The 24,300-nt window shown below is 64.7% G+C and carries 30 protein-coding genes; 26 read left to right on the forward strand and 4 right to left on the reverse strand.

Annotated features, from left to right (window positions below; genetic code table 11):
• Position 1: 1 nt before the first annotated feature.
• From ACZLIB_RS01135 to ACZLIB_RS01150, 4 genes are read right to left on the reverse strand one after another with little or no spacing between them, the layout of a single operon-like run.
• A complete protein-coding gene (locus tag ACZLIB_RS01135; protein ID WP_008266072.1) occupies positions 2–937 on the reverse strand; it encodes a hypothetical protein in 936 nt (311 codons plus the stop codon).
• Positions 938–951: 14 nt separating this feature from the next.
• On the reverse strand, positions 952–1,245 hold the full coding sequence (locus ACZLIB_RS01140; RefSeq protein WP_008267142.1) for a helix-turn-helix domain-containing protein: 294 nt from the start codon (positions 1,243–1,245) through the stop codon (positions 952–954).
• A complete protein-coding gene (locus ACZLIB_RS01145; protein WP_040006683.1) occupies positions 1,242–1,475 on the reverse strand; it encodes a hypothetical protein in 234 nt (77 codons plus the stop codon). The genes ACZLIB_RS01140 and ACZLIB_RS01145 overlap by 4 nt, the downstream gene beginning before the upstream one ends.
• A complete protein-coding gene (locus ACZLIB_RS01150) occupies positions 1,472–1,684 on the reverse strand; it encodes a helix-turn-helix domain-containing protein (RefSeq protein ID WP_008265835.1) in 213 nt (70 codons plus the stop codon). The genes ACZLIB_RS01145 and ACZLIB_RS01150 overlap by 4 nt, the downstream gene beginning before the upstream one ends.
• 60 nt (positions 1,685–1,744) lie before the next feature.
• Here ACZLIB_RS01150 and ACZLIB_RS01155 point away from each other — a divergent pair, with 60 nt between their 5' ends.
• The 26 genes from ACZLIB_RS01155 (at position 1,745) to ACZLIB_RS01280 (ending at position 24,294) form a co-directional block, all read left to right on the forward strand.
• On the forward strand, positions 1,745–2,146 hold the full coding sequence (locus tag ACZLIB_RS01155) for a helix-turn-helix domain-containing protein (RefSeq protein ID WP_080355185.1): 402 nt from the start codon (positions 1,745–1,747) through the stop codon (positions 2,144–2,146).
• 54 nt (positions 2,147–2,200) lie between these two features.
• Positions 2,201–2,674, forward strand: coding sequence for a hypothetical protein (locus tag ACZLIB_RS01160; RefSeq protein ID WP_232281353.1), 474 nt, complete (start codon positions 2,201–2,203; stop codon positions 2,672–2,674).
• Between the two features lie 53 nt (positions 2,675–2,727).
• Entirely contained in the window at positions 2,728–3,387 is a 660-nt protein-coding gene (locus ACZLIB_RS01165) for a lysozyme (RefSeq protein WP_152907180.1), read from the forward strand.
• 129 nt (positions 3,388–3,516) lie between these two features.
• Entirely contained in the window at positions 3,517–3,894 is a 378-nt protein-coding gene (locus ACZLIB_RS01170) for a lysis system i-spanin subunit Rz (RefSeq protein ID WP_478468952.1), read from the forward strand.
• Entirely contained in the window at positions 3,891–4,208 is a 318-nt protein-coding gene (locus ACZLIB_RS01175; RefSeq protein WP_008265891.1) for a hypothetical protein, read from the forward strand. Before ACZLIB_RS01170 ends, ACZLIB_RS01175 begins: the two co-directional genes overlap by 4 nt.
• Positions 4,205–4,528, forward strand: coding sequence for a hypothetical protein (locus tag ACZLIB_RS01180; RefSeq protein ID WP_024957611.1), 324 nt, complete (start codon positions 4,205–4,207; stop codon positions 4,526–4,528). The genes ACZLIB_RS01175 and ACZLIB_RS01180 overlap by 4 nt, the downstream gene beginning before the upstream one ends.
• A 13-nt stretch (positions 4,529–4,541) precedes the next feature.
• A complete protein-coding gene (locus ACZLIB_RS01185) occupies positions 4,542–5,090 on the forward strand; it encodes a DUF3486 family protein (protein ID WP_050413323.1) in 549 nt (182 codons plus the stop codon).
• Entirely contained in the window at positions 5,091–6,827 is a 1,737-nt protein-coding gene (locus ACZLIB_RS01190) for a hypothetical protein (RefSeq protein ID WP_008267234.1), read from the forward strand.
• Entirely contained in the window at positions 6,824–8,350 is a 1,527-nt protein-coding gene (locus ACZLIB_RS01195; protein WP_008267274.1) for a DUF935 domain-containing protein, read from the forward strand. Before ACZLIB_RS01190 ends, ACZLIB_RS01195 begins: the two co-directional genes overlap by 4 nt.
• 3 nt (positions 8,351–8,353) lie before the next feature.
• Positions 8,354–9,631, forward strand: a complete 1,278-nt coding sequence (locus tag ACZLIB_RS01200) for a phage head morphogenesis protein (protein WP_478468953.1) — start codon at positions 8,354–8,356, stop codon at positions 9,629–9,631.
• Complete coding sequence (locus ACZLIB_RS01205; RefSeq protein ID WP_008268056.1) at positions 9,631–10,200, forward strand: phage virion morphogenesis protein; 570 nt, start codon at positions 9,631–9,633, stop codon at positions 10,198–10,200. The genes ACZLIB_RS01200 and ACZLIB_RS01205 overlap by 1 nt, the downstream gene beginning before the upstream one ends.
• A 296-nt stretch (positions 10,201–10,496) precedes the next feature.
• Entirely contained in the window at positions 10,497–11,702 is a 1,206-nt protein-coding gene (locus ACZLIB_RS01210; protein WP_040009211.1) for a hypothetical protein, read from the forward strand.
• Between the two features lie 22 nt (positions 11,703–11,724).
• Positions 11,725–12,066, forward strand: a complete 342-nt coding sequence (locus ACZLIB_RS01215; RefSeq protein WP_049399127.1) for a capsid cement protein — start codon at positions 11,725–11,727, stop codon at positions 12,064–12,066.
• Between the two features lie 25 nt (positions 12,067–12,091).
• The gene (locus ACZLIB_RS01220) at positions 12,092–13,036 is read left to right on the forward strand and encodes a major capsid protein (RefSeq protein WP_008266322.1); all 945 of its coding nucleotides are present in this window, start codon (positions 12,092–12,094) and stop codon (positions 13,034–13,036) included.
• Positions 13,037–13,196: 160 nt separating this feature from the next.
• A complete protein-coding gene (locus tag ACZLIB_RS01225; RefSeq protein WP_008268824.1) occupies positions 13,197–13,679 on the forward strand; it encodes a hypothetical protein in 483 nt (160 codons plus the stop codon).
• 9 nt (positions 13,680–13,688) lie between these two features.
• Positions 13,689–14,222 (forward strand): gp436 family protein, encoded by a 534-nt coding sequence (locus ACZLIB_RS01230; protein WP_008268301.1) that lies wholly within the window; start codon positions 13,689–13,691, stop codon positions 14,220–14,222.
• Positions 14,219–14,695, forward strand: coding sequence for a phage tail terminator protein (locus ACZLIB_RS01235; protein WP_040006690.1), 477 nt, complete (start codon positions 14,219–14,221; stop codon positions 14,693–14,695). The genes ACZLIB_RS01230 and ACZLIB_RS01235 overlap by 4 nt, the downstream gene beginning before the upstream one ends.
• Positions 14,692–14,904 (forward strand): hypothetical protein, encoded by a 213-nt coding sequence (locus ACZLIB_RS01240; protein WP_008265068.1) that lies wholly within the window; start codon positions 14,692–14,694, stop codon positions 14,902–14,904. The genes ACZLIB_RS01235 and ACZLIB_RS01240 overlap by 4 nt, the downstream gene beginning before the upstream one ends.
• Positions 14,905–14,907: 3 nt before the next feature.
• Complete coding sequence (locus ACZLIB_RS01245; protein ID WP_008268825.1) at positions 14,908–15,663, forward strand: phage tail tube protein; 756 nt, start codon at positions 14,908–14,910, stop codon at positions 15,661–15,663.
• Positions 15,663–16,172 carry a DUF6631 family protein gene (locus ACZLIB_RS01250; RefSeq protein ID WP_040006693.1) on the forward strand — a complete coding sequence of 170 codons (510 nt, stop codon included), beginning with the start codon at positions 15,663–15,665 and terminating at the stop codon, positions 16,170–16,172. Before ACZLIB_RS01245 ends, ACZLIB_RS01250 begins: the two co-directional genes overlap by 1 nt.
• 41 nt (positions 16,173–16,213) lie before the next feature.
• Entirely contained in the window at positions 16,214–16,354 is a 141-nt protein-coding gene (locus ACZLIB_RS01255; protein ID WP_008266411.1) for a hypothetical protein, read from the forward strand.
• Between the two features lie 2 nt (positions 16,355–16,356).
• The gene (locus tag ACZLIB_RS01260) at positions 16,357–19,860 is read left to right on the forward strand and encodes a phage tail length tape measure family protein (RefSeq protein WP_049399126.1); all 3,504 of its coding nucleotides are present in this window, start codon (positions 16,357–16,359) and stop codon (positions 19,858–19,860) included.
• A gap of 2 nt (positions 19,861–19,862) precedes the next feature.
• Positions 19,863–20,837, forward strand: coding sequence for a hypothetical protein (locus ACZLIB_RS01265; RefSeq protein WP_049399125.1), 975 nt, complete (start codon positions 19,863–19,865; stop codon positions 20,835–20,837).
• Between the two features lie 3 nt (positions 20,838–20,840).
• A complete protein-coding gene (locus ACZLIB_RS01270; RefSeq protein WP_049399124.1) occupies positions 20,841–21,815 on the forward strand; it encodes a hypothetical protein in 975 nt (324 codons plus the stop codon).
• The gene (locus ACZLIB_RS01275) at positions 21,815–23,515 is read left to right on the forward strand and encodes a hypothetical protein (protein WP_049399123.1); all 1,701 of its coding nucleotides are present in this window, start codon (positions 21,815–21,817) and stop codon (positions 23,513–23,515) included. The genes ACZLIB_RS01270 and ACZLIB_RS01275 overlap by 1 nt, the downstream gene beginning before the upstream one ends.
• Positions 23,512–24,294 (forward strand): phage BR0599 family protein, encoded by a 783-nt coding sequence (locus ACZLIB_RS01280; RefSeq protein WP_049399122.1) that lies wholly within the window; start codon positions 23,512–23,514, stop codon positions 24,292–24,294. Before ACZLIB_RS01275 ends, ACZLIB_RS01280 begins: the two co-directional genes overlap by 4 nt.
• The last annotated feature ends 6 nt before the right edge of the window (positions 24,295–24,300 follow it).

A 24,300-nucleotide genomic window follows, 5' to 3' on the forward strand; every position in this document is an offset into this window, starting at 1 on the left:
GTCAGCCCTCCCGCTTCCAGTCGGCCAGGCGACGGTCATGGATCACCGTGACGCCCACCTCCTGGTGGTCGCGGACAAGGCGCAGGTCGTTGATCAGGCTGGCGATGATCCCGGCCACCTGCTCATCAACGTTGAGGTCGTGTTGCTCGGCGTGCTGCATCAGCGTGATCACCGCGCCGCTGAAGCCGGCTTCTTCACTGCCGCTGGCGATGGCAAGGCGCACCTGGGAGGCGGCCAGCTCCAGCTGGGTCAGCAGTTCCTGGGACTGCTCGTCGGGGGTGGCCTTCTTCCACTTCCGCTGCGCTTTTGCTGTCTTCTCCTCCGCCTTGTTGAGATCGTCGCTCAACTTGTTGATGCGCTGATCCTTTGCGTCGGCATCGGCACGGGCTTCGCGGATGGCTGCCCGGAGTTCGCGTACCGTCATGGATTCGACATCGTCCAGCGAGAGGCCATCCGTCGCACCCTTCTCTGCCAGTTCCGCGAACTGCTCCTCGGGAAGAGAGAGCAGTTCGATGATCTTGCTTCCGGACTTGGCGGCTGCAATCAAATCGTGCGACGTCGCACGATTTGGCAGCGCGGCTACGCGCTTGGACGCCTCCATCATCCGGCGTGCTTGAGATCCTTCAATGCCCAGACGTTCCAGCATGCCGTCCCATTCGCCATGCGCGGCGCATTCGCGCGCCACGATCAAGTAGCGGCCGGCGCGAAGGAAGGCTTCGCAGCCGCGGCGAAGCTCGCTGCGGATGGCGTTCTCGTAGTGGTCCGGGTGCCACGGCAGGCCGTCACCGAACTGATCCACCACCTCGCTCTGGTGCTCACCGAGGGTAACCAGCTCCTGGCTGCGCTCGGCCAGCTTTTCCGCGTCCAGATCCTGGACAACTGGCTCGGCCTGGGCGAGCGGCTTGGCGCCGCGCTTGTTGGGTTGCTTCTCTGCCATTTCGGTCCTCGTCATCAGTTGGGGCTACGGCTGTAGCGGTTCTTGAAGTCGTCCAGCTGGCGCTCTTCACGGGCCACCTCTGCTTGATGAGCCAAGGCGATCTGGACGATTCGGGGGGATAGGCGCCAGTTGTCCTGGTCGAAGGGAGAGCGTTCGACCAGGCCGTCTTCGGCCAGGCGCTGCAGGTTGCGCAGCGTGGTGCTGGGGGATTCGCCGATGCCGTCGGCGATCGGTTTCAGGCGCAGGCCGGTGCGGCTGTGCCCGGCCAGGGCGAACAGTAGGCGGGCGAAGATGCTTTGCTCACTCATGCCGCAGCGTCCTGCTGGCGGCGCGCCAGTTCCTTCAGTATCCGGACGGCGCGGCGGTCGGCTGCGTCGACGGCGCCGGCCAGCGGCAGGGTGTTGGCCAGAGGCGCGTCTGACTCGACGGCGCGCTGCCAGTTGTTCACGGCGGTGGCGTACTGGTCGCGGGCTGAGGCGAGCAGTAGCTCCAGTTCGCGGGTGGGCACCTCGTCCAGGGGGCGGCCGGGGGCGTTCATGCGACGTCCTTCACGCCTGCTGCCCTGAGCAGAGTGGCGCGCAGAGCCTTGCCCTTCGGCCCAGCCCAAGTGCCGTAGATGGCTTGGCGGGCCGCGCTGGGATTGATGCCGTTCTTGCGGCACCAAGCGCTGACAGTGGTGTTCTGGAGGGTCATGCCGGCGCGAACCTTGTTCATCAAGTCGCGGCCGGGCGGCAGGTGCTGAGCCATGTCGTATCCTTGCGGTGTTGTTTAAACCGGACGGGATAAGACTGGTGCAGAAATCTGCACATGTCAACACTTATGGGTGAATTAATTCGCACTCTTGGCTTTCGGCTCCGTGAGGAGCGAATTCGCCTCGGTCTGAGTCAGACCGCCTTTGGGGAAGTAGTTGGGGCGTCGAAGCGCACCGTCATCGATTGGGAAAAGGGAGCAACATCGCCAACGGCAGCCCAGCTTGCTGGCTGGTCCGAGAACGGTTTGGATCCCCTTTACGTGCTGACCGGGCAAAGGAGCGTTGCTAGGCCTGGAATGGAGGAGGAGCAGATTGCGCAGTTCAACGAAGTGATTGACACGTTTTGGGCACTTTCCGATGCCGGTCGAGCGGCGGCGTCACGTCTGTTGATGGCTCTGCTGACTCAAGACGTTGAGGACGGCGTGGCCCGGGGGATACGAAAGCGACCAATCACATAGGCATTAAGTGCTACGAAGAGCGCGCTAATGACAGGTCTCAAGCAAGGGGGAGTAATGAAGCGAGTAGAGTTCGTCATCGCCAGCGTGCTGATGGCAGCGGCCTTGAGTGGGTGTGCCACCAAGCGTTATGGGCGTCTGCAGCCGGTAACGAGCTACGAGACGCTGAACTATTCTTGTGAGCAGATCCGAATTGAACTATCCAAGGTGGATGCCTTTGATAGGCAGGTCGAGCAGCAAGCAAAGTTCAGCGGCATGTCCATTGCCAGCTTTTTGGGTGACTTTGGGATCGGAAATGTGATCGAACGGAATGAAGCAAAGAGGACGTCAGTGGAAAGGCGAGCTCAGCTTCAGGGGGCTTTTGCCGCCAAGCGATGTGGAGACGTTGAAATTCCCAGGGTAGAAGCCCCGGGTCCTGCGGCGATCGCACCTTCCGCTGTAAATCCTGGTTATCAACCTTCCAAACCGGAAACACCGCCCGCTGCCTCTGTCAACAGTTGGTGGGAAGCGCATAAGCCCAAGGGCGAATAGTCTTCTGCAGCTACGCACGTCGCGAAGGGATCTGCACAGTCCCACGCGCGCGCGTGAGATTCCTCGAAACCAGTTTCAAAGACGACGATCAGTCAAAGACTGAAACTCTGCCCATCGGTTTGGTGTGCGCATGGCGCACCTGGCCGGCGGGCATCCTCGTCTGCCCGTCGGCCATCTTTCCCTGGAGATGGCGCATGGCAGCAGAGCAACCCGGTAACAAGGCACTGCCCATCGCGGGCGGAATGCTGGCAACCATGCTGGCGTTGCTGCTCGGGTTGGTGCAGCCCTTCGAGGGCTACTCGGCCCAGCCCTATCGTGATGTCGTCGGGAAGCTGACGGTCTGCTACGGCCATACGGCCAAGGTAGAACAGCGCACCTACGCCCGCGCCGAATGCGAGCGTCTGCTCCAGTCGGACCTCGGCGTCGCCTGGAACACCGTGCAGAGTTGCATCAAGGTGCCGATGACGGACTACCAGGCGGCCGCGCTGACGTCGTTCGCCTTCAACGTCGGTCCGGGTGGTGCTGGCGTCAAGGACGGCCTGTGCACGCTGCGCAACGGTCAGCAGCCGCGGATCCGTGTCTACGCCAATCAAGGCCGCTGGGACCTCGCATGTGCCCAGCTGAGCAACTGGGCCAATGCCGGCGGCAAGTCCTATAAGGGATTGGAGCGCCGCCGCACCGCTGAGCGCGCGATGTGCGAGGGCCGGTACTGATGGTCCGCACCCTGACCGCAACGGTCGCCCTGCTGCTGGTGCTCCTGCTGGTCGCCATTGCCGCAGCACTTCTCTATCGCGGCAATGCGCTGGACGCCCAAGCCCGTGATGCCAGGGGCGCAGCAGCGCGTGACCACGCTTCAATCGCAACTGGAAAGCGAGCGCAATGCTCGCGACACCGAGCATACCCAGGCCAGGGAAATGGCCCAGATCGGAGACCAACATGAAGATGATCGGGAGGCGTCCGCGTCCATCCCTGCTGCTGTTGTGGCTGACCTGCGCGCTGGCAATCTCCAGCTGCGCGACGACCTCGCCACCTGTCACACCGCCCGCCTGTCCCAAGCCGTCTCTGGCGCCGTCGAACGTGATGCGAGCGCCCAACTACGTCCAGAGGTTGCAGGCACTGCTCTTCAAATCGTCACCGAAGCTGAAGACCACGTCCGCTCCTGCCAGCGCGTCATCGGCGTCCTCACCGGACAGCGCCTACCCGTCGAGACCAACCCATGATCGTTGAAGTGCAACCGCTCTACCTGGTGTGGTTCGCAGGCATCGGCATCACGCTGCTTGGCGGCCTGATCGCCGGCGGCCGCTGGCTGGTCAACCAGCTGCAACAACGCACTGATCAGCAGCTGGCGATTCTGATCAACGACAGCAAGCGCTGGCGCGAGGTTGAGAGTCACCTCACCGACTTCCGCCTGGAAGTTGCGAAGGATTACGTCCGCCGCGAGGACTATGCCCGCGGACAGAGCGTTATCGAGGCAAAGCTTGATGCAGTGGCTTCGAAGATCACGAACATGCAAAGCAAGGGGAACACGCCGTGAGTCACGGAAATCAAGGCCCGGATTTGGGCAAGCTGCGCAGGGAGCAGCTGCGCTGGCTGATGTTGCTGGTGCTGGATCGCTCACGCCCCTATCCGATCGGTGAAGCCGTCCTGGCCGGCGCGGCCCAGGACATGTACCCGGATGCCACCGCGCTGGAGGTTCGCCGGGAACTGGACTACCTGGACACCCGTCGCCTGATCGACATCACCAAATCCCCGTCGGGGCCGTGGTCGGCGGAGCTGACCCGCCACGGTGTGGACATCGTCGAGTACAGCATCGACTGCGGTCCGGGGATCGCCCGCCCGCCGAAGTACTGGTGACCCCATGCCTCCCGTGAGCAAGATCGACTTGTTGCCGGCCGATGTGCGTGACGAGCTGGATCGGCGCCTGGTTGCCAACGCCTTCGGTGGCAGCATCTCGCTGTCCGAATGGCTGGGCGAACAGGGCTACGAGATCAGCAAGACCACCGTCAACGAACGCGCCAAGCGGCTCAAGCGCCGCTTGGCTTCGATCAGTGCCAGCACCGAAGCCATGAAGCTGGTTGCTGAGCAGGCGCCCGACAATGCCGCCGAGCGCGGCAGCGCGCTGTTGGGCCTGCTGCAGACCGATCTGTTCGAGGCGCTGCTGCAGTTCCAGGAGGCCGCCGACCAGGACGATGAAAGCATCTCCCCCGCCGACCGTATTGCTCTGTACAGCAAGGCGGCCAAGGCCATTGCCGAGCTGACCCGCTCTTCCATCGTGCGCGAGAAGTGGGCCGGCGAGATCCGTCAGAAGGCGCTCGTCGACGCGGCCAGCCGGGTCGAGGAGGCTGCGCGAGCCAAGGGCCTGGACGCCGAGGGCGTGGAGTTCTGGCGCAACAAGGTGCTGCATGGAGTCGGCTAAGTGAGTGCACTGGGTCCCCTGCCGGATACCGAGCGCGTCCTGGACTGGGATGAGCTGCCTGAGAGCGTGCGCTCGATCTCGACCAACTTCGATCCGAGCAAGGCCGGTGTGCTGATGGCTCATCAGTCCGAATGGATCCGGATGCAGGAAGGGCTGGATATCGCGGTCTGCGAGAAGGGGCGCCGCACTGGCATCACCTTCGCCCAGGCGCTGAGCGACACCATCACCGCCGCTTCTGCCAAGGACGCCGGCGGCGACAACGTGTGGTACATGGCCGACACCAAGGAAAAGGGTCTGGAGTTCATTGGCTATGTGGCCAAGTTCGCGCCGATCATTGCCCAAGGCCAAGCCTCGCGTATCGAGCAGCACATCTTCCAGGACCAGCAGCCTGACGGCACCAGCCGGCAGATCCAGGCCTTCCGGGTTCGCTTCGCCAGTGGTTTCCGTATCACGGCACTGTCCTCGCGCCCGGAGAACATCCACGGCCTGCAGGGCGTGGTCGACCTGGACGAAGCGGCGCTGCACAAGGACGTGGCCAAGGTGCTCGAATCAGCCACCGCGCTGCTGATCTGGGGTGGCCGGATCCGCGTGTGGTCCACACACCGCGGCAAGAAGAATCCGTTCAACCAGCTGGTGCAGGACGTCCAGGCCGGTCGCTACGGCAAGAAGGCCGGGGTGATCCGCATCAGCTTCGATGATGCCGTGTCCAACGGCCTGTACGAGCGGGTCTGCGCCATGCGTGGCAAGGTGGCCACCGCCGAGGGCAAGAAGGAGTGGTACACCGCCATCCGCTCGGCCTATGGCCCGCGCAAGGCCGCCATGCGCGAGGAGCTGGATGTCATCCCGCGCGACGGAGATGGCTCGGCCATCCCCTCAGTCTGGATCGATCGGGCCATGTCCGAGGTCCGCCCTGTGCTGCGCTTGGTCTTCGATGACGACTTCCCCAAGCGCTCGGAGAAGGAACGCGAGATCTGGTGCTCGGTCTGGATCGCCACCACGCTGCTGCCGGTGCTGCGTGCTGCGGTGGCCGGGTTCACTGGGCGCTGGGCGGTCGGCATGGACTTTGCGCGCCACCGCCACTTCTCGGTCATCAAGCCGGCCAAGGTCAGTCAGGATCTGCGCCGGGATGTGCCGTTCCTGATCGAGATGGCCAACGCGCCCACCCGCCAGCAGGAGCAGATCCTGTGGGCGTTTCTGGACGCGCTGAATGAGGGCTTCCGCGGCCGCTGGTCGTTCGCTGGCGACGCCACCGGGCCGGGCCAGACTCTGATGGAGTACACAGGCGACCGTTACGGCCGTGCCGAGCTCGATGCCGAGACGGGCCGCTACAGCGGTGGCCCAATCCACGAGGTCACCCTGTCGCGCCCCTGGTACAGCGAATGGATGCCCAAGTACATCGCGTTGTTCGAGGACGGATTCATCACCGTGCCCAGGGACGCATCGCTGGAGGATGACCATCGGGCCGTGGAGTACGTTGATGGCATTCCGATGGTGCCGCGCCTGGAGCGCAAGGACCTGCAGGATCCGGAACTGGTGCGCCACGGCGACGGCGCGATCGCAGGCGCCCTGATGCAGTTTGCCGCGCTCAACCACGTCACCTCGGTACCCATCGAGTTCCAGGCGGCCGGCGCTCGCGCCTACATCGGCGACGGCCGAGCCGACGGCGTGGCCACCGTCGTGACCGATGATGCCTTCGGCACGGTCAGCGGCGGCAATGATTTTGGAGGATTCGCATGACCATCGCCCGCCCAGAGATCGGCCGCGAGATTGCCACCACCGCCGATGGCATCGACATCACCCGTGGCTACACCGGGCCGCTGCTGCTGCCCTTTGATAGCGTGCTGCGCAATCGGGGCGGCTATGACCTGCAGATCTACGAGCAGGTGCTGTCCGATCCGGAGGTGAAAACCACCTTCGGATCGCGCCAGGACTCGGTGGTGGCCTGCGAATGGCAGGTGGAGCCCGGTGGCGAGAAGCGCATCGACCGCCAGGCGGCAGAGTATCTGCAGGAGCAGCTGCACGGGATCGGGTGGGACAACGTCACCCGCAAGATGCTGTTTGGCGTGTTCTACGGCTACGGCGTGGCCGAGATCCTGTACAAGGTCGACGGCACCCGCATCGGCCTGGAGGCGATCAAGGTCCGCAATCGCCGACGCTTCCGCTACGGCAAGGAAGGCGACCTGCGCCTGCTCACCCAGACCCAGATGACGGAGGGCGTCCCGGCACTCGCGCCGTACTTCTGGAACTTCTGCTCCGGTGCCGATCACGACGATGAGCCCTACGGCCTGGGGCTGGCGCACTGGCTGTACTGGCCGGTGCTGTTCAAGCGCAACGGGCTCAAGTTCTGGCTGATCTTCCTGGAGAAGTTCGGCATGCCCACCGCAGTGGGCAAGTACGACAGTGAGGCGACCGATCCGGAGAAGTCCAAGCTGCTGCAGGCCACCCGCGCGATCCAGACCGACAGCGGCATCATCATGCCCAAGGGCATGGAGCTGGCGCTGCTGGAGGCCGGGCGCAGTGGCACGGCCGACTACAAGGCCCTGCAGGACTATATGGATGCCACCATCCAGAAGGTGGTGCTGGGCCAGACCGCCAGCACCCAGGGCACACCCGGCAAGCTGGGCAACGACCAGCTGCAGCGGGAAGTGCGCCGCGACATCATCACCTCCGATGCAGACCTGGTGTGTGAGTCCTTCAACAAGGGGCCGGCGCGCTGGCTCACCGAATGGAACTTCCCCGGCGCAGCCATCCCACGGGTCTACCGCGTCACGGAAGAGCCGGAGGATCTGGACGCCACTGCCAGTCGCGACAAGAAGATCCTCGACCTGGGCTACAAGCCCAAGCAGGTCTACATGGACCAGACCTATGGGGACAACTACGAGCCTGTCCAGGCGCTGCCGGAGCCACCTGCGGTACCGACAGCGATCGATGGGCCGCAGTTCGCTGATGCCGGCGGTACGGTGGGTAGCCTGCTGCGCCGGCACTATCCGGCGGCCTTTGCCGACAGCACCCCGAAGGCACCTGATCCTGCCATCGGCCTGGGCCAGCAGCTTGATCGGCGACTGTCGCCCCTCGGTGCTGGTTGGGTGGAGCAGATCCGCCAGCTGGTCGATGAGGTCGATTCGCTGGAGGAACTGCGCGACCGGCTGTTCGAGCTACATCCGAACATGACCCTGGACGACTACGCCTCGGTGATGGCCGATGCGATGACGGCAGCGACGCTGGCCGGCCGCAGCGACGTCCAGGGCGCAGGAGGCTGATCAATGGCTGGGGTTGCCTACGCTCAACTGCCGTTCCAGGAGCAAATCGAGTTCTTCCGTCGCAAGAAGAACGTGCTCACCGAGAGCTACCTGGACGTGTGGGACGCCCAGCACGACACCAGCTTCATGGTGGCCGGTGCCAACCGTGACGCACTGCTGGCCGACTTCCGGCAGTCCATCGACCGTGTCATCGCCGAAGGCCGCACGCTGGAGCAGTTCCGCGAAGACTTCGACCGCATCGTGGCCACGCATGGCTGGGATTACAACGGCGGCCGGAACTGGCGCTCGCGGGTGATCTACGAAACCAACCTGCGTCAGAGCTACAACGCCGGGCGCTGGGCCCAGCTGCAGCAGCTGATCAAGGTACGGCCGTTCTGGCGCTACAACCACAACGATGCCGTCGAACACCCCCGGCCACTGCACGTGTCCTGGAATGGCATGGTGCTGCGCCATGATGATCCCTGGTGGCGCTATCACTATCCGGCCAACGGCTGGGGCTGCCAGTGCTACGTCGATGCGCTCAACGAACGCGATCTGCGCCGCTTGGGCAAGGACGGCCCCGACACGGCCCCTGAGGTTGTGATGCAGTCGGTGACGGTCGGGCAGCGCAGTCCCGGTGGACCGCGCACGGTGCTGACGCCGGCAGGCGTCGATCCTGGCTTCGGCTACGCGCCTGGAGCAACGGCGGACCACTGGCCCGGCGGGCGTGGTGGTCCGGTCACACCGCCCTCGCTGACAGGCCAACTGACCTCCGCTCTGCAGAGTGCACTGGAGACGGGCGCGCGGCTGCCAGCGGCGCCCGCTGCCGCCAGTGCCGCCCGGGCCTTGGCGCGGCCGCGTGCCAGGGACGCCCTGCAGGCCGGCTACGCCAGCTGGCTGGCCAGCATTGACGCTGATGCCGCGCACGCTGCTCGCTACCTGGCCGGCGCACTGTCTCCCGGTCTGGTGTCGCAGCTGCAGCGCGCTGCCGTTCGACCAGCGACGGCGGCCTTTGCAGTGTTGGCTGAGCAGCTCCCCATCACTCGGCCTGGCGCGGTCGCCATCGCCGCAGCCGAGCTGCCTATCCGCCTGCTCGATGCGGTGGCCATCCTATTGGACGTGGCCGCAGGCCACCTGCGGTATGTCCTTGCGGTGGGGCGCCCGGCCTTCATGGTGGTCGACGTGGCCATCTCGGAAACGGGCGTCAGCACCATCCAGCCCCAGCTGCAGATGCTGATGCCTTCTGATCTCAAGCGCAGCGTCGCCGATGGCACGCTGCAGCTGCTGGAGGGAGCACTCTGATGGCGCAGCTCGAAGTCACCCTGGATTCGGCAACACCTGCGCTGGCTGATGCGCTGCGCCAGCTGGAGGGCGAAGCACGGCAACTGATCCTGAGAGACTGGGGCGAGTACCTGCTGAGGTCGACACGCGAGCGAGCCAAGAAGGAGCGTGATCCGACCGGACAGCGATGGCGTGCACTGGAGCCAAGCTACAAACGCTGGAAACAGAAGAAGCGCCCCGGCGTGCCGATTCTGAAGTTCGATTTCCACATGCTCGGTGATATGGCCTCATGGCAAACGGATGGGAACGACGCCGTCCTGGTCGGTACCAATGCACCCTATGGCGCCATCCACCAATTCGGCGGCACCATCCAACACGCCGCGCGTCCGGCCAATATCCACCTGAAGACGGGTAAGGGCGGCAGCCGGTTCGTCAAAGCCAGTCGTAGGAACGCGCGCTTCAAGCGCTCGGTCACAATGCCTGCGTACACGAACACCATCGCCGCTCGCCCGTGGCTGGGTGTAAGTCGCGAAGATGAGAAGGAGCTGCTGGATATCGCCCAGGATCACGTGAGCGGCGCCTTCGAGTAGCTCACGCATAAGCGGCGCTCTGCGCGCCGCTACAGGCGCGCCGCCACACTCGGGCGTCACCCACACCGGCTTGGTGTCTGACACACCTGTGCGGCCGATACTGGCACTTGTTTCCACGCAGGACGATCACCGCACGCGCATCGTGCATCTGCGGTTGAAATTCTCTGCAATGCACCGTCCCAAGACGTGAGACGGTACTGCGGGAAAAAGGAGGGCATGAGCCAGTCCGCTGCCGCCCTCGAAAGTTGGAAACCAGTTTCAAAGACAGCGACCTCTGGCGCGGGAAAACTGGCGGCATGAACCAGCCCGCCGCCACCCTGCAGATCTTCAAAGCCGGCACGCACGTTGCCGAAGACGGCCGCACGCTGACCTTCAGCGAGGCGGATGTGCAGCAGATCGCCGACAGCTACGATCCGGCGCTGCACGAAGCGCCCATTGTGGTGGGCCATCCCAAAACCGACGACCCGGCCTATGGCTGGAGCAAAGTGCTTCAGGCCAAGGACGGCCTCCTGATGGCCGAACCGCACGAGGTAGATCCTGCCTTCGCGGAGCTGGTCAACAACGGCCGCTTCAAGAAGATCAGCGCCTCCATCTTCATGCCCGATTCGCCGGGGAACCCGACGCCGGGCAAGTACTACCTGCGCCACATCGGCTTCCTGGGTGCGCAGCCGCCGGCAGTAAAGGGGCTCAAGTCGGCCTCCTTCGCCGAAGGCGATGACGCTGCGTGCTTTGCCATGTCGCTGGCCCCGCTGGGCTGGACGCTGACGGATCTGTTCCGCCGCTTCCGCGACTGGCTGATCGATACCCAGGGTCTGGAGACAGCCGACCAGGTCATTCCGGACTGGCAGATCCGCGGCATCGAGAGCAGCACACGCGATGACGACAACTCGCGCGCGTCGGCCCTCTTCGCATCGCCATTGCTCACCCAGTTCCCGCGCAGCGCCCTCGGTGCGCCTGCGCCCGTCCAGGCAACGCCTCCCACTCGTGAACAGGTCAAATCGGAGATCGACCCCATGTCCCAGCAGAACAACGCCGAGCACGCACAGCGCCAGCAGCAGCTCGACCAGCAGGCTTCCACCCTGGACGCTCGCGAGAAGGCCCTCGCCGCCCGTGAGCAGGCCGCGCGACGCGAAGATGCAGTGGCGTTCGCCGAAGGCCTGGTGAAGGAAGGCAAGCTGCTGCCCCGTCAGCAGCCGGCGGTGGTGGAGCTGCTGCTGGCCCAGCCCAATGGCAAGGAACCGCTCAACTTTGCCGAGGGCGAAACGACGGTGACCAAACCGGCGGAGTCGGTGCTGCGCGAGCTGCTGACCAGCCTGCCCAAGGCGGTGGACTTCAGCGAGAAGTCCGCTGGCGACGCGCCGAACGCAGCCGCGAACTTCGCAGCGCCTGCGGGAGTGCATGTGGATGCAGGCCGCGCGGATCTCTTCAACAAGGCCAAGGCCTATCAGCAGCAGCACCCTGGCACGTCTTGGGCAGCTGCAGTCGCCGCGGTCGGCGGCTGACTCATCTATCCAGGAGCCCACCATGTCCCAGAACATCGCTCTGCTTACGCTGTCCGTGCTGGCCACGGCAGCCCTTACCAACAACCGTTTCGTCTCCCCGGCGGGCGGCGTAGCAGCTGCCGGCGGCAACGCCTACGGCGTCACGCGCTCCGATGCGGCGATCGGACAACTGGCTCCGGTTGACGTCTTGGGCACGACCCAGGTGACCGCAGGTGCCGCCATTGCTGCGGGCGCTGCCCTTGAGGTCGGCGTCGACGGCAAAGCCGTCACGGCTGACGCGGGCAAGGTCGTCGCCCGCGCGGCACCTGGCGCCAAGGCCGCCGCCGACGGCGACGTGCTCGAAGTGATCCTCATCCCGAACTGACCGGCAAGCGCCGCAGGAGATTTACATGTCCGCACAGATGACCCCCGGCCAGGTTCGCGTCGTTGACCCGATCCTTTCCGAGCACGCCCGTGGCTATCGCCAGGCGCAGCTCGTGGCCACCGCGCTGTTCCCCTTCGCCGATGTCGCCGCCTATGGCGGCCAGGTGATCGAGTTCGGCAAGGAATCCTTCAAGATCTACAACTCCAAGCGTGCCCCTGGCTCGAACACCAAGCGGATCCGCTTTGGCTACCAGGGCAAGCCCTACTCGATCATCCCGAGTGCACTGGAAGCCCTTGTGCCACGCGAGCACATGAAGGACGCCAGCCAGGTGCCTGGCATCAACTTGGGCACGCGAGCTGTCAACACCGCGCTGCGCTCGCTGCTGCTGGAGTACGAGGTGGACAGCGCCAAGATCGCCACCTCCGCCAGCAACTACGACAACGATCACAAGGTGACACTGGCTGGCAACAACGTGTGGTCCAACGCCGCCTCAAACCCGGCGCAGGATGTCGAAACCGGCAAGGAAGCGGTGCGTGACAGCATCGGCTTGTATCCCAACACCATGCTGCTGTCTGCCAAGTCGTTCAAGCAGCTCAAGCAGCATCCGAAGCTGATCGATCGCTCGGCTAACACAGGCGTGCGCAAGGTCACCCTGGACCTGCTCAAGCAGATCTTCGAGATCGACAACATCGTGGTCGGTGGTGGTGTGGTGGCCGACGACAACGGTGCCTTCGGTGACGTCTGGGGTACTTCGGCTGTCTTGGCTTACGTCAGCCCTGGTGCGGACGTGAACGCCAACGTGGAGGAGCCCAGCTATGGCTATGGCTATCGCATCGAAGGCATGCCGCTGGTCGAGCTTCCGTACTGGGATGCGAATGCCAAGAGCTGGATCTACGGCGTCAGCAACGACGCCACCCCGGTTCTGGCCGGTATGGCTGCCGGCTACCTGATTCAGGGCGCCGGCCTGTAATACGCAGCCGGCGACAGGACGTCGCCGGATTGGCTGCCGCTCATCCGTACAACCCAGCGAGCGGCAGCACCAGGCGAACGCGGGCCTGGCTGTGCGGAGCACGGAGAACCATGCGTGACAGCCGGAGAGCACGGCACCACACCTATTCGGAGATCCCGTCGTGGCCAAGCCCCGCACCGCACTGCCCAGCGCACCCAAGACCGTCCAGGACGACAAGCCGGCCGATGCGCCGGAGGTCGCGGAAGAGAAGGCGGCCGATGCGTCGCCGGCAAAGGACGGTTCGGTGCCGGAGGAAGGCCGCGGCGAACCAGAGTCCGCCTCGTCGGCCGTCTCCGCAGCCAATGGAGCCGCAGTGGACCAGCCACAGGGCGATCAGGCAGCGGCTGATCAGGACGACGGCAACGGAGCGGAAGCGTCTGCGCCTGATGCTGCGTCTCTCGATGCTGCTGCGCCTGCTACCGCCACAGCTGGTGACGATGATGCGCCGAGCACCTGGTGCTTCGAAGTACTCAGTCCGTTCAAGCACAACGGCGTGGTCATCAAGCCGCCGGCATGGATCGAGATGACCTGGGACGAGGCCGAGGACTACCAGGATGCTGGCGTCCTCGGTGACGAACCGGCCACTCCGGAAGAGCTGGAGTAACTGGCCGTCATGTCCTACTGCACGCTCGCACTGCTGTCGGCGGCCAAGCTCGCCCAGGAACTGGCGCAGGTGGCCACACCGGAGCGCTATCCGGTCGTGGACGATGCGCTGATGGATGCCACGCTGCTCGGCAGCGATCGCAGTGCCTTCGACCCGGCCGACGTGGCGGTCGCCGATGAGGCGGCCGCGCACGTGCAGCGCGCCTTGGACGACGCCGACGGCGTGATCAACGGCTACCTGGTCATGCGCAAACCCAAACCCTATCCGGTGCCACTGCCGGCGCCGGTACCGGGCATCGTGTCCACCTGGGCGCGATGGATTGCGCGCTACCTGCTGCATAAGGACCGGGTCAACACCGAGGAGCGGACCGATCCGGTGGTGCGCGACTACAAGGAAGCACTGCGCTTTCTGGAGCTGGTGCGCGATGGCAAGTTCAGCCTCGGTGCCGATGACCCGCTGCCTGCGCCCAGTGGCGGCGCCCCCGAGGTCTGCGCACCGCCGCGGGAGTTCAGCCACGGCACCCTGCAGGACTACGGCCGGTGAGCACGCAGCCCTTCGACATTGGCTTGGTGCGCGATCGCATCCGCCAGGGCGTCAGCGACAAGGAACTGCGTCAGGTGCAGGGCAGCGCCGACTATGCCGCAGTCCAGGCGCTGCGCGACTTCCCTGCACCGTGCTGCTACGTGCTGCTGGCCCGCGAGATGCCGCTGGAGACCAAGACCGGCGCTTCGTTTCCCGGGCAGCAGACGCGCCTGGCGCAGTTGGTCGAAGTGAACTTCGCGGTGGTGACCGTGTGCCGCAATTACCGCGAACAGCGCGGCGCCCAGGTGATCGATGAGCTCCGGATCCTGCTGGGCAAGGTTCGCCAACCACTGCTGGGCTGGACGCCGCCCATTGCCGGTGGCCGTGCCTGCCAGCTCATCGAGGGCAACCTCGAGGACTACGACGCCGCTACCGCCCTGTGGGTCGACGTATGGAAGACCCAGGCCCTTCTTCAACCTGAGATCCCCCGATGACCACCCAGAAATACACGATCAAGAAGCCGGGCCTGACGCTGTCGCGCAAGCCCATTGCCGTCGGCGAAACAGTCGAGGTTCCCGCCGACCTGGTGCCTTGGGCAGTCGAACGCGGCTTCATCGACGCCCCCGAGGCTGATTTTTTCCCCAACACGTCGCGCAAGGCCAGTGGCCAGCCGACCACTGCCAGCGCCCAGGAGGCGAAGTAAGCCATGTCCGAGACCGAATATTTCTCCCTGCAGGGGCGCGTGTACCTGGGCCTGCGCAATGCCGACGGCAGCCGCGCGCCGGCGCGCTGGGCGTACGATGCCAGCGTCCTGGAGCTGACCATGTCCAGCTCCCGTGAAACCAAGAAGGAAAGCTGGTCGGGTGTGCGCGGCGTCGGCGCTACCATGACCACCGAGCGCAACCTCGGCGTCAATCTGACCCTGGGCCAGCTCAACACCGATCACCTGGCGCTGGCCACGGACGGCACCCGCATGGAGCTGGCTGCCGGCTCAGCGGCAAACGAGGCCATTGGTACGGTCAAGCCGGGTGACGTGGTCGCATTGGAGTATGCGGCGATCAGCGCGCTGGCACTGGAAGGGGGCACCCCGGCCGCACCGCTGGTGCTGGACACCGACTACACCGTCAACCTGACCACCGGCATCATCACCTTCCTCACCGCTAAGACGGCGGTGGTGGCCAAGACGTACGAGTACGCTGCGCACAGCCTGGTGAAGGTCTTCGAAAGCACCAAGTCCGAGTACTACGTGCTCTTCGACGGCGTCAACAGCGTTGACGGCACCACGATGCGCTTCCGCGGCGAGGTGCACCGCGTCACCTTCCCGGCCTCGGAGACGCTGTCGCTGATCAACGACACCTTCGGTGAGATTGCGCTCACCGGCGAGGCCAAGATCGACCCGGTCCGCCAGGCAGATCCGCGCTTCGGCCTGTACGCCCGTGCCCTGCTGGTGGATGCAGCCTGATGGCCAAGGTGATCGGCAATGTCGGTCAACAGCCCTCCGGATCCGGCTCTAAGGATCCGGGGGCCGTAGCCGGTGAGCTGGACGTGCTGGCCGGCCAGCAGCAGGGGCAGCTCGGCGGAAAGACCATCACAGTGCGCGAATACGGCTTCTTTGAGGCCGCTCGCATCCTGCAGACCGCCGCACCACTGGTTGGGGATCTGCAGCCGATGTTCGAAGGCACCGATCCGCCTTCCATGCTGCAGGTGATGGATGCACTTATGTCCCACCCGGACCTGATCCGGCATCTACTGGCATGTTCGATCGCAGCGCCGCCGGCTGATGCCAAGGATCACGCAGCCGAGGTGCGGGAGCAGGAAGCGTGGCTGGAGACGCTCAACGAATCCGACGGTGAACAGATGCTGCTGTTGTGGTGGCAGGCCAATAGCAGTTTTTTTCTCCGCCGCCTGCTCCGAAACGCCGTCAGTCAAAAGGCAGTCCCGTCGGCTACGGACGCGTCTTCACCGACCTGATCAACGCTGGTTACGGCCACAGCTTTGGCGATATCGGTCGCATGACCAAGCGCCAGATATCCCTCGCCTGGGAGCACGTCCAGGCTCAGCAGCGGCGGGCACGGCGGGAACGCATTACCGACGTCAACGCTGCGTATGCCGGCGGTAATTCGATGACCACCTTGCTGAAGGATCTGAAATAACAATGGCTTCCTCGCGCAACCTCGAACTGGCGATGCGTATCGCCCTGGACATCGAGCAGGTGCGCCAGGCGCTGCCAGTGGTCCAGAAGGGGCTCGCCTCGGTCAAGGGCGCCGGCCAGGATGCCGGCGTCGGCCTGGGCGACGTCACGAAAGAGGCGAAGAAGGCCGCTGATGCCTTGGATCGGGCCGCCCGCAGCAGTGCCGCCTCGGGCAGCCAAATGGAGGATGCTGGCCGGAAGGCGGCCGCCGGCGCGGCGGGCATGGCCACGGCAGGAGAATCAGCCAAGGCCATGTCGGCGGATGTGGCCACCGCCGCAGATCGCGTCCGAACGTCCGGCGCGGCGGTGCAGAAAACAGTGGCCGATGAGATCCGCCTCATCTCCGAGCTCGATGCACGTCTGGAGCGCGGCGCGGCGAGCATGTCCGATCTGGCCGACACCGAGGCGATGCTTGATCGGGTGATGGCGCGCGGCCTGATTACCACCGAGGACTACAACAGCGCGCTCAAGGCGCTGGATAAGCAGGAAGCAGGCCTGGCTCGGTCGGAGCAACAGCGCCAGCGTGCTGTTGAGGGCGCCCTGGGGCGCTATGACAGTGCATCGGTAAAGCTGCAGAAGCTGGAGCGGGACGAGCAGGAGCTCAAGGTGGCGGTGGATGCCGGCCGCATCAGCCGCGAGCAGTACAACCGTGCCCTCGCGGGCATCAATGTCCAACGCAACGCCGTCAAGGTTGCCGAAGCGACCAGCCGCAGCCTGGGCGCCGGGGCGATCTCGGCCGGCCAGTACCAGATGGCCATGCGCCAACTGCCGGCGCAGATCACCGATATCACCACCAGCATCGTCAGCGGCATGCCGATCTGGATGGTGGCCATCCAGCAGGGTGGCCAGCTGAAGGATTCCTTCGGCGGTGTGGTCCCCGCCGCGCGCGCGCTCACCAGTGCGCTCAATCCCGCGGTGGTCGTCCTGGGCGGTGTGGCCGCCGGACTGGGTGTTGTTGGCTTTGCCGCGCTGCAGGGCTACAAGCAGCTGCGAGCCTTCGACGCCGCTGTGATCTCGACAGGCCATTCACTTGGCGTGTCCAGTGGTCAGCTCTATGCCCAGGCGAATGCTGTCGGTGCGGTCACTGGCGAATACTCCGATGCAACGGCAGCTGCGCAGCAACTTGCGGCCAGCGGGAAGCTGACCGCCAACACCCTGTCTACAGCGATCAGCGTCGCAGTCAACCTGGCCAAATTGACGGGCGAGTCGATTGAGGGCACCACCGCCAAGGTGGTCGAGGTCTCCAAGGCGCCTTCGGCCACGCTGGCCAAGCTCAACGAGCAGTACCACTTCCTCACCGCAGCGGTGTACGAACAGGTTCGGGCACTGGAGGACCAGGGCAAGGCGACCGACGCCGCCAAGACAGCGCTGGAGGCCATCGCCAATGTCAGCGACCAGCGTGTCAGAGAAATGGAGTCGCGGGCCGGATATCTGGAGCAGGCGTGGGATGCCGTTGCTCGTACGCTTAAGCGCGTCTGGCAAGGACTGAAGGACATCGGTCGCACCGACTCCGAAGCGATGCTCCGGGCAGAAACTGCGGCGATGCGTGGTACGACCGAGCAACTGCAGCAGGCGTTGAAGAACGGTAATGCCCCAGCCATCGGCTACTACTACGACCAGCAGATCAAGCAGATCGACCGGCTCCGCAAGGCGCGGGCCGCCTACGATCGTGACGTCAATGCCGCCGAGAGCACCGGCCAGGCCCAGCGGGTCCAAGATGCCGGCGTCGAAGCCGCCAAGGCGATCGCTTCAGGTCTCGAAGAGGGTGCCAGCAAGGCCGAGAAGCTGAAGAAGGCAACCGAAGAGGTTGCCAAGCAGTTCCGCGAGTTGCGCAAGGCCAATCCAGGAAGCGACCTCCTCAAGGGTGTCAGCTTCGGCGACGATGGCAGCGTCAGCGGCGGCGCCTATGACAAGCGGGTCGCCCAGCTGCAGGAGAAGTTCAAAGAGCGCACTCGAAAGACGCCCAAGACCGAGAGCCAGAAAGATGAGGCCGCCGCACAGCGGGAGCTGGAGCGGCTCAAGCAGCAGATCGATCTGGTCGGAACGCTGGATGAGACCCGCAAGAAGGCGACCGAAACGTCCCGCATCCAGGCGGCCATTGCCGAGGGGAATTTCCAGAACGCTTCGGCGAAGACCAAGCAGGACCTGCTGGACGAAGCCAAGAAGCTGGATCTGGCCAACCTCCGGGTCGAAGCCGACCGCAAGATGCTGGACATCCGTGATCGCATTGCAGCCTTGCAAGGACGTGGTCCCGACGCAGAGCTGGCCAAGACCACGCGCGAGCTGACGAAGCTGAAGGAAGAGCTGGAGGCTGCGGGCCGAGCAGCGGATGCCGCCGACATTTCCAAACTGATGGATCTGAGCAAGGCCAGTACTGACCTCAAGAATCTGCAGGAGGCCTACGACAGGGTAATTGGCGGGATTGCACTGGAGCAGCAGCGGATTCAGCTGGAGCTGCAGGCTGGCCTGATCACTCAGGCGGGCGCGCAGCAGCGCGTGGTCGATCTCTACCGTCAGCAGTCAGGTGCCCTCCGTGAGCTGGTTCCCCAAATGGAGGCCGCAGCTCAGGCGCTGGGTGATCCTGCTGCCGTGGCAAACGTAGAGCAGATCAAACTCAAGCTGCAGGAGATGGAGGCGACCACAAACCTGCTCCAACAGTCCATCCGTAACACGCTTGAAGGATCGTTCTCGAACCTGTTCACCTCGCTGATCATGCAAACCGATTCGCTATCCGAGTCGGTGCGGAACTTCTTCCTCAGCATCGCCCAAGGCATTGCCGAATTCGCGGCCGCGCAGTTGGCGCAGGCCGCGACCATGAAGTTGATGGGGCTCTTCGCCGGCGACAAAGGGAATGGCGGTGGTGACGGCGCGCAGGACATGGCCAAGGCTGCGGCAGCTACTGCGGCCGCGGGCGCGATCGTCAGTGTGGGTGCCTCCAAACTGGAGACCTCGGCCACCACCCTTGGTTCGTCCAGCGTGGGACTCATTGTCGGCGCGCAGGCGATTTCCCAGGCGGCCCGTCAGATGCAGGCTGCTGCTGCGGCAATGGCCGTTTCCAGCGCGGCCGGCTACTCCAGCGGCGGCTTCACCGGACCGGGTGGCAAGTACCAACTGGCGGGCTTTGTTCACGCCGGTGAGTTCGTCCACCGACAGGAGGTGGTGCGCCAGCCCGGTGCGCTGGCATTCCTGTCGGCCTTCAACCAGGTCGGTATGGCGGCAATCGATCGTTGGCGCGGCTATGCCGACGGAGGGCATGTGGCATCGATGCCCATGCTGCAACGGTCCCCCGTGTTCACCAGCGCAGCTTCGGCGCCGCCGAGCACTGCCGCGCAGTTGGGCTTGCGAGTGATCAACCAGGTGTCGCCGGACCTGCTCGACCAGTACCTGGACGATCCGGGCAGCGACACCACCGTCATCAACAAGATCAACCGCAACTCTGCGGCGATCCGCCAAGTATTGGGACTCTGAACATGGCCTGGGCAACCGACACCGCAGCCAATATCACCGACCTCATGGCCCGCCTTCGGGATTTCCTGACCACCAACGCGGCCCTGGTGGCAGCGAACCAGCAGTGGCAGGTGGTGGGCGGCGTGGCCAGCGGCCCGATCGCGGCCGGCGATTTCGTGTCGCTCAAGGGTCGAGGGTTGGCTGGCGAGGATGAAATCTATGTGTCTTTGCTGGCCCAGGTCGTGCCGGCAAGCAACTACTACAACCTGACCTTGCGCGGGCACATTGCCTATAACCCGGCAGCGCCCAGCATCGATCCGCCCGGCGCCAATTCAAACTACATCTCGATCCTGGGGGTGAACTCCCCGATCAAGTACTGGTTCATCGCCAGCGGGCGTTGCTTCAAGGTCATCACCCGCATCAATGGCCGCTATGACGCCATGTATGCCGGCTTCATCCTTCCCGAGCATCTGCCCGGGGATTGGAGCTACCCGCTGTTCATTGGCGCGTCCTACCTCGGAAGGAACGCCCAGGCATCGCTGGATGACTACTCCCATTCGAACTTCTGGAATCCCAGTGCCGACGGGCGTTCCAACACGAGCCTGAGCCAATCCTATCTATTCACGCCGATGCAATCGTGGTTGCCGATACGTAATGCCTATGGGACCTCGGCCATTGTCACGGGACGGATCGCTTCACCGTGGTGCCGCAGCTTGCGCAACCAGAACGTGCGTGGCTGCCTGGATGGGCAGCGTTGGTTGCAGCGCGGGCAACTGATCGGCATCGGCTGGAGCTCGGGAAGTGTCGATCGCGGCAATCGGGTTGATGAGATGCCCGAAGGCGGCCAGTTCTACGGCAGCTTCGATGGCGTCTTCTACACGCCGTCCTTTGGCGCCACCGCCGAACAGATTGCAACGGTCGGCAGTGTCGATCACCTGCTGGTTCCCAATGTGTTCCGCACTGGTGATGGCGAGTTCGCCGCCTTCGCCCTGGAGTGAAAGATGGCCTACGCCGAGTTCAATAACGTTCCCAACGTCCAGACAGTCATCGACCTGGTGGTTCAGTTTGCCCAGGCCAACGGGTGGACCGTCGAGCGCAACAACCTTGTCGGAACCAATCGCACCGCAACGGTTCGCATTCCCGGGGTCTCCGACTACGTTCACCTGTTCAATGGTGACCAGACATCCTTGGGCTCACGGATTTCCATCGGGTACAACGGCGACGCAGCGGTCACCGCCCAGCCGCTGGCCTCGCCGCGCAATGCGTTTTCCTGGGTGCTCACTGGACCCTTCCCGCGGCTGAAACTGTTCGCCAACGGCACGGCCATCCACGTCGCCCTCGCCCAGGCCGTGGCGGGCGAATACCGTCATCATGCCTTCGGTGTGCTTGAGAAGGCGGGCAGCTACGCTGGTGGGACCTATGCCGATGGCACCTACTGGAACAAGACCGGCAGCTACAGCGGCATGGTCACAACGTCCGGCAGCAACGTCGTCCTATTTGGTCACAATACCAGCGAGACCGGCTGTGGACACGTGCGCGCCGATTCGGTGGAGGATGGACGTGTCAACAGCTACCACCGGCTGTGCAACTACTACGGCGGTGCGCTCGAGACCGAAGGGCAGGCTGGAAGTGGTGTCGGCTCGATCTATCAAACCACGACGTCTTCCAACTACGACAGTCTGTGGCTGGGGTACGCCCTTGCAGGGGCCGACGAGAACACCTTCTCCGGCCGCAGCATCCTGCAGCCCATCGAGCTGAGCATTCGCCGCCCAGGCAGCAGTGCCTATCTGTCGCCCATCGGTAGGGTGCCTGGCTTGCGTGCCTGCTACCTGGAAAAGCTCGAGCCCGAGCAGGAGATCACCATCGGCGAAGACACGTGGATGGTATTTCCTTGGCTGCGCAAGCTGGCCATGAGCAGCGCGACCAACGCGCCTCCGGCCAGCGGCAACTATGGCTGGGCCGTGAAGAAGTCCTGATGGCCATCATTCTCGCCAACCAGAGCAGCACCGGGCCGTACTGGCGTAGTGCCAATCTGGCAGTCCCGCGTACCCGCATCCCGGTACCGTTCACCGCCAGGCTGGCCAGTTCCGTGTTCCGCCTGGGGAGCACCCGTGAGGCCACCATCGTCGAGCCCGAGCAGCGCTCAGCTGGCCCGGCACAGCGCACCTCGTTTGACGACTGGTACTACCGGATCCACGTCCTGCCACTGCGCATTGACTTGGGCAATCTGGTCACCAACCAGGTGCGCTACGTCCAGGTTTGGAACTCCTACCTCCAGCAGCAGACCCTGACCTCGGCAACCCTTGAGAACGGCGAGGGCGTTCAGATGGTGGGTCCCGGCGCACCGCCGCTGCCGTTTGCGCCGCTCCAGCTGCGACGTTGGCAGCTGTCGGTCACGACCGAAGGCCCGCCGGTGATCGCGGCGTCGCTGTCCTACGACTTCGTGGCCCTGGGGCGCCGCACCGTCACGATTACCGGCAATCGCATGTCGGCGTGGATGCTGCCGCCGGATTGGGAGCGGCCTGTCACCGAAACGCTGGCCTGGGCGACCGACGTGCAGCAGTCGATCGGCGGCGGCGAAGCCCGATTCCCATTGCGTGGTTCGCCGAGGCGCTCTTGGGAGTTCAGCGTGCTGGCCGACCGGCGCGAGCGGCAGGTGCTTGAACACGCGCTGTTCGACTGGTCGGCGCGTACCTGGGCGCTGCCGGTCTGGAACGACGTGTCGTGGCTGAGTGCGCGCCTGGCGCTGGGCGTGCAGTCCATCCCGGTACAGGCCGCCACGCAGCGCGACTACCGCCCCGGCGGCCTGGCCATGCTCTGGAAGGACGTCACCACCTACGAGCTGGTCGAGGTGTCGGATATCAACGCCGATGGCCTGCAGCTGGCGCGCCCCACGGCCAATGCCTGGGCACCTGGCACCCGTGTGCTGCCTTGCCGGACGGCTCGTATTGCCGAGACCCCCAGCTTGGAACGCGTGACCGACCAGGTCATGCGGTCGACCGTGCGCCTGGCTGCGGTGGAGACCTGCGACTGGCCGGCAGCTGCGCCGGCGGCTGTCTATCGCGGTCGACCTGTGCTGGAGCAGCGTCCCGACCTCGACCAGGCGCAGACGGCCGAGTTCGGCCGGCAGCTGGTGGTGATCGATGGCGATATCGGCCCTGTTGCCGTCGATGACATCACCGGCAAGGCATGGCCACTGCAGTCACACGCCTGGCAAACCTGGGGACGCACCGAGCAGGCCAATCTGCGCAGCCTGCTGTACTGGCTGCAGGGTCGCGCGGCTGCGCTGTGGGTGCCGTCTTGGGCCGACGATCTGGAGTTGGTCGAGCCAGCCCTGACCACCTCCAGCGGCATCGTGGTCGCCTGGGCGGGCGTAGCCCGCTTCGGGCGTGCTCAGTCCGGCCGGCGCCACCTGCGCATCGAGCTGTTCAGTGGCCAGGTGCTGTACCGGCAGCTGATAGAGGCCACAGAGCTGGATCCACAGCGGGAGTTCCTGCAGCTGGACGCGCCGCACGGCATCGCCCTGCAGCCGAGTGCCATCCGCTTGATCAGCTGGATGGTGCTGGCCCGCCTCAGTTCCGACACCGTGGAGCTGTCCCATGAAACCGATGGTGAGGGCGTCGCGCGTTGCCGCGTGTCCTTCGCCGGCATTGGCGCTGAGGAGAGCGAACCGTGAGCCTGTTCTCCCGCCATGTCGAGCTGTATGAATTTGGGCGCGGTTCCCAGCGTTGGCGCTACACGTCCAGCGATCGGGTCGAGATCTACGATGCGCAGCCGTTCAGCCCCGAGGCGATCAAACGCGGTCGCCTTGGCCAGTCGGCACAGGAGGCCAGGTCCAATCTGGAGGTGACCGTACCGCTGTCCATCTCTTTGGCGTCAGTCCTGCGGCCATTTCCGCCGACCGATCGCATCGTCGTTCGCTGGCGGCGGATCCGGAAGAGCGACGGCGCGATCCGCGGCACCTGGAACGGGGTGCTGAGCGACTTCAGCGAGCGGCAGAATGATCTGCTCCTGACCTGTCAGAGCAATGCCGGCGCCGCTGCGACGAACGGCCTCCGCCGGTGCTGGCAGGCGCAGTGTCCGTTCGCGCTGTTCGACGCCGACTGCGGTCTGAATCCGGAGCTGTTCCGGGTCGATGGCGTGTTGTCAGCCGCATCCGCTCAGACGATCACGTCCACTGCCTTCGCGGCGAAGCCGGACGGTTGGTTCGTCGGTGGATTCATCAAGTGGGTCCAGGGCACGGCCGTCGAGTACCGCTTCGTGGTGGGCCATGTTGGGCCGACCCTCACCTTGCTTACCGCAGCGCCGCTCGCAGCGGGCGCACTGGTATCCGCCTACCCCGGCTGTGGCCACGCCCTGCAGATCTGCCACGAGAAGTTCAACAACGCACCGAACTACGGCGGCCAGCACACCATACCGCCGAAGAACCCCTTCGGACCCGATCCCATCTTCTAAAGGAGC

This window comes from Stenotrophomonas sp. 220_Sma (assembly GCF_056487375.1).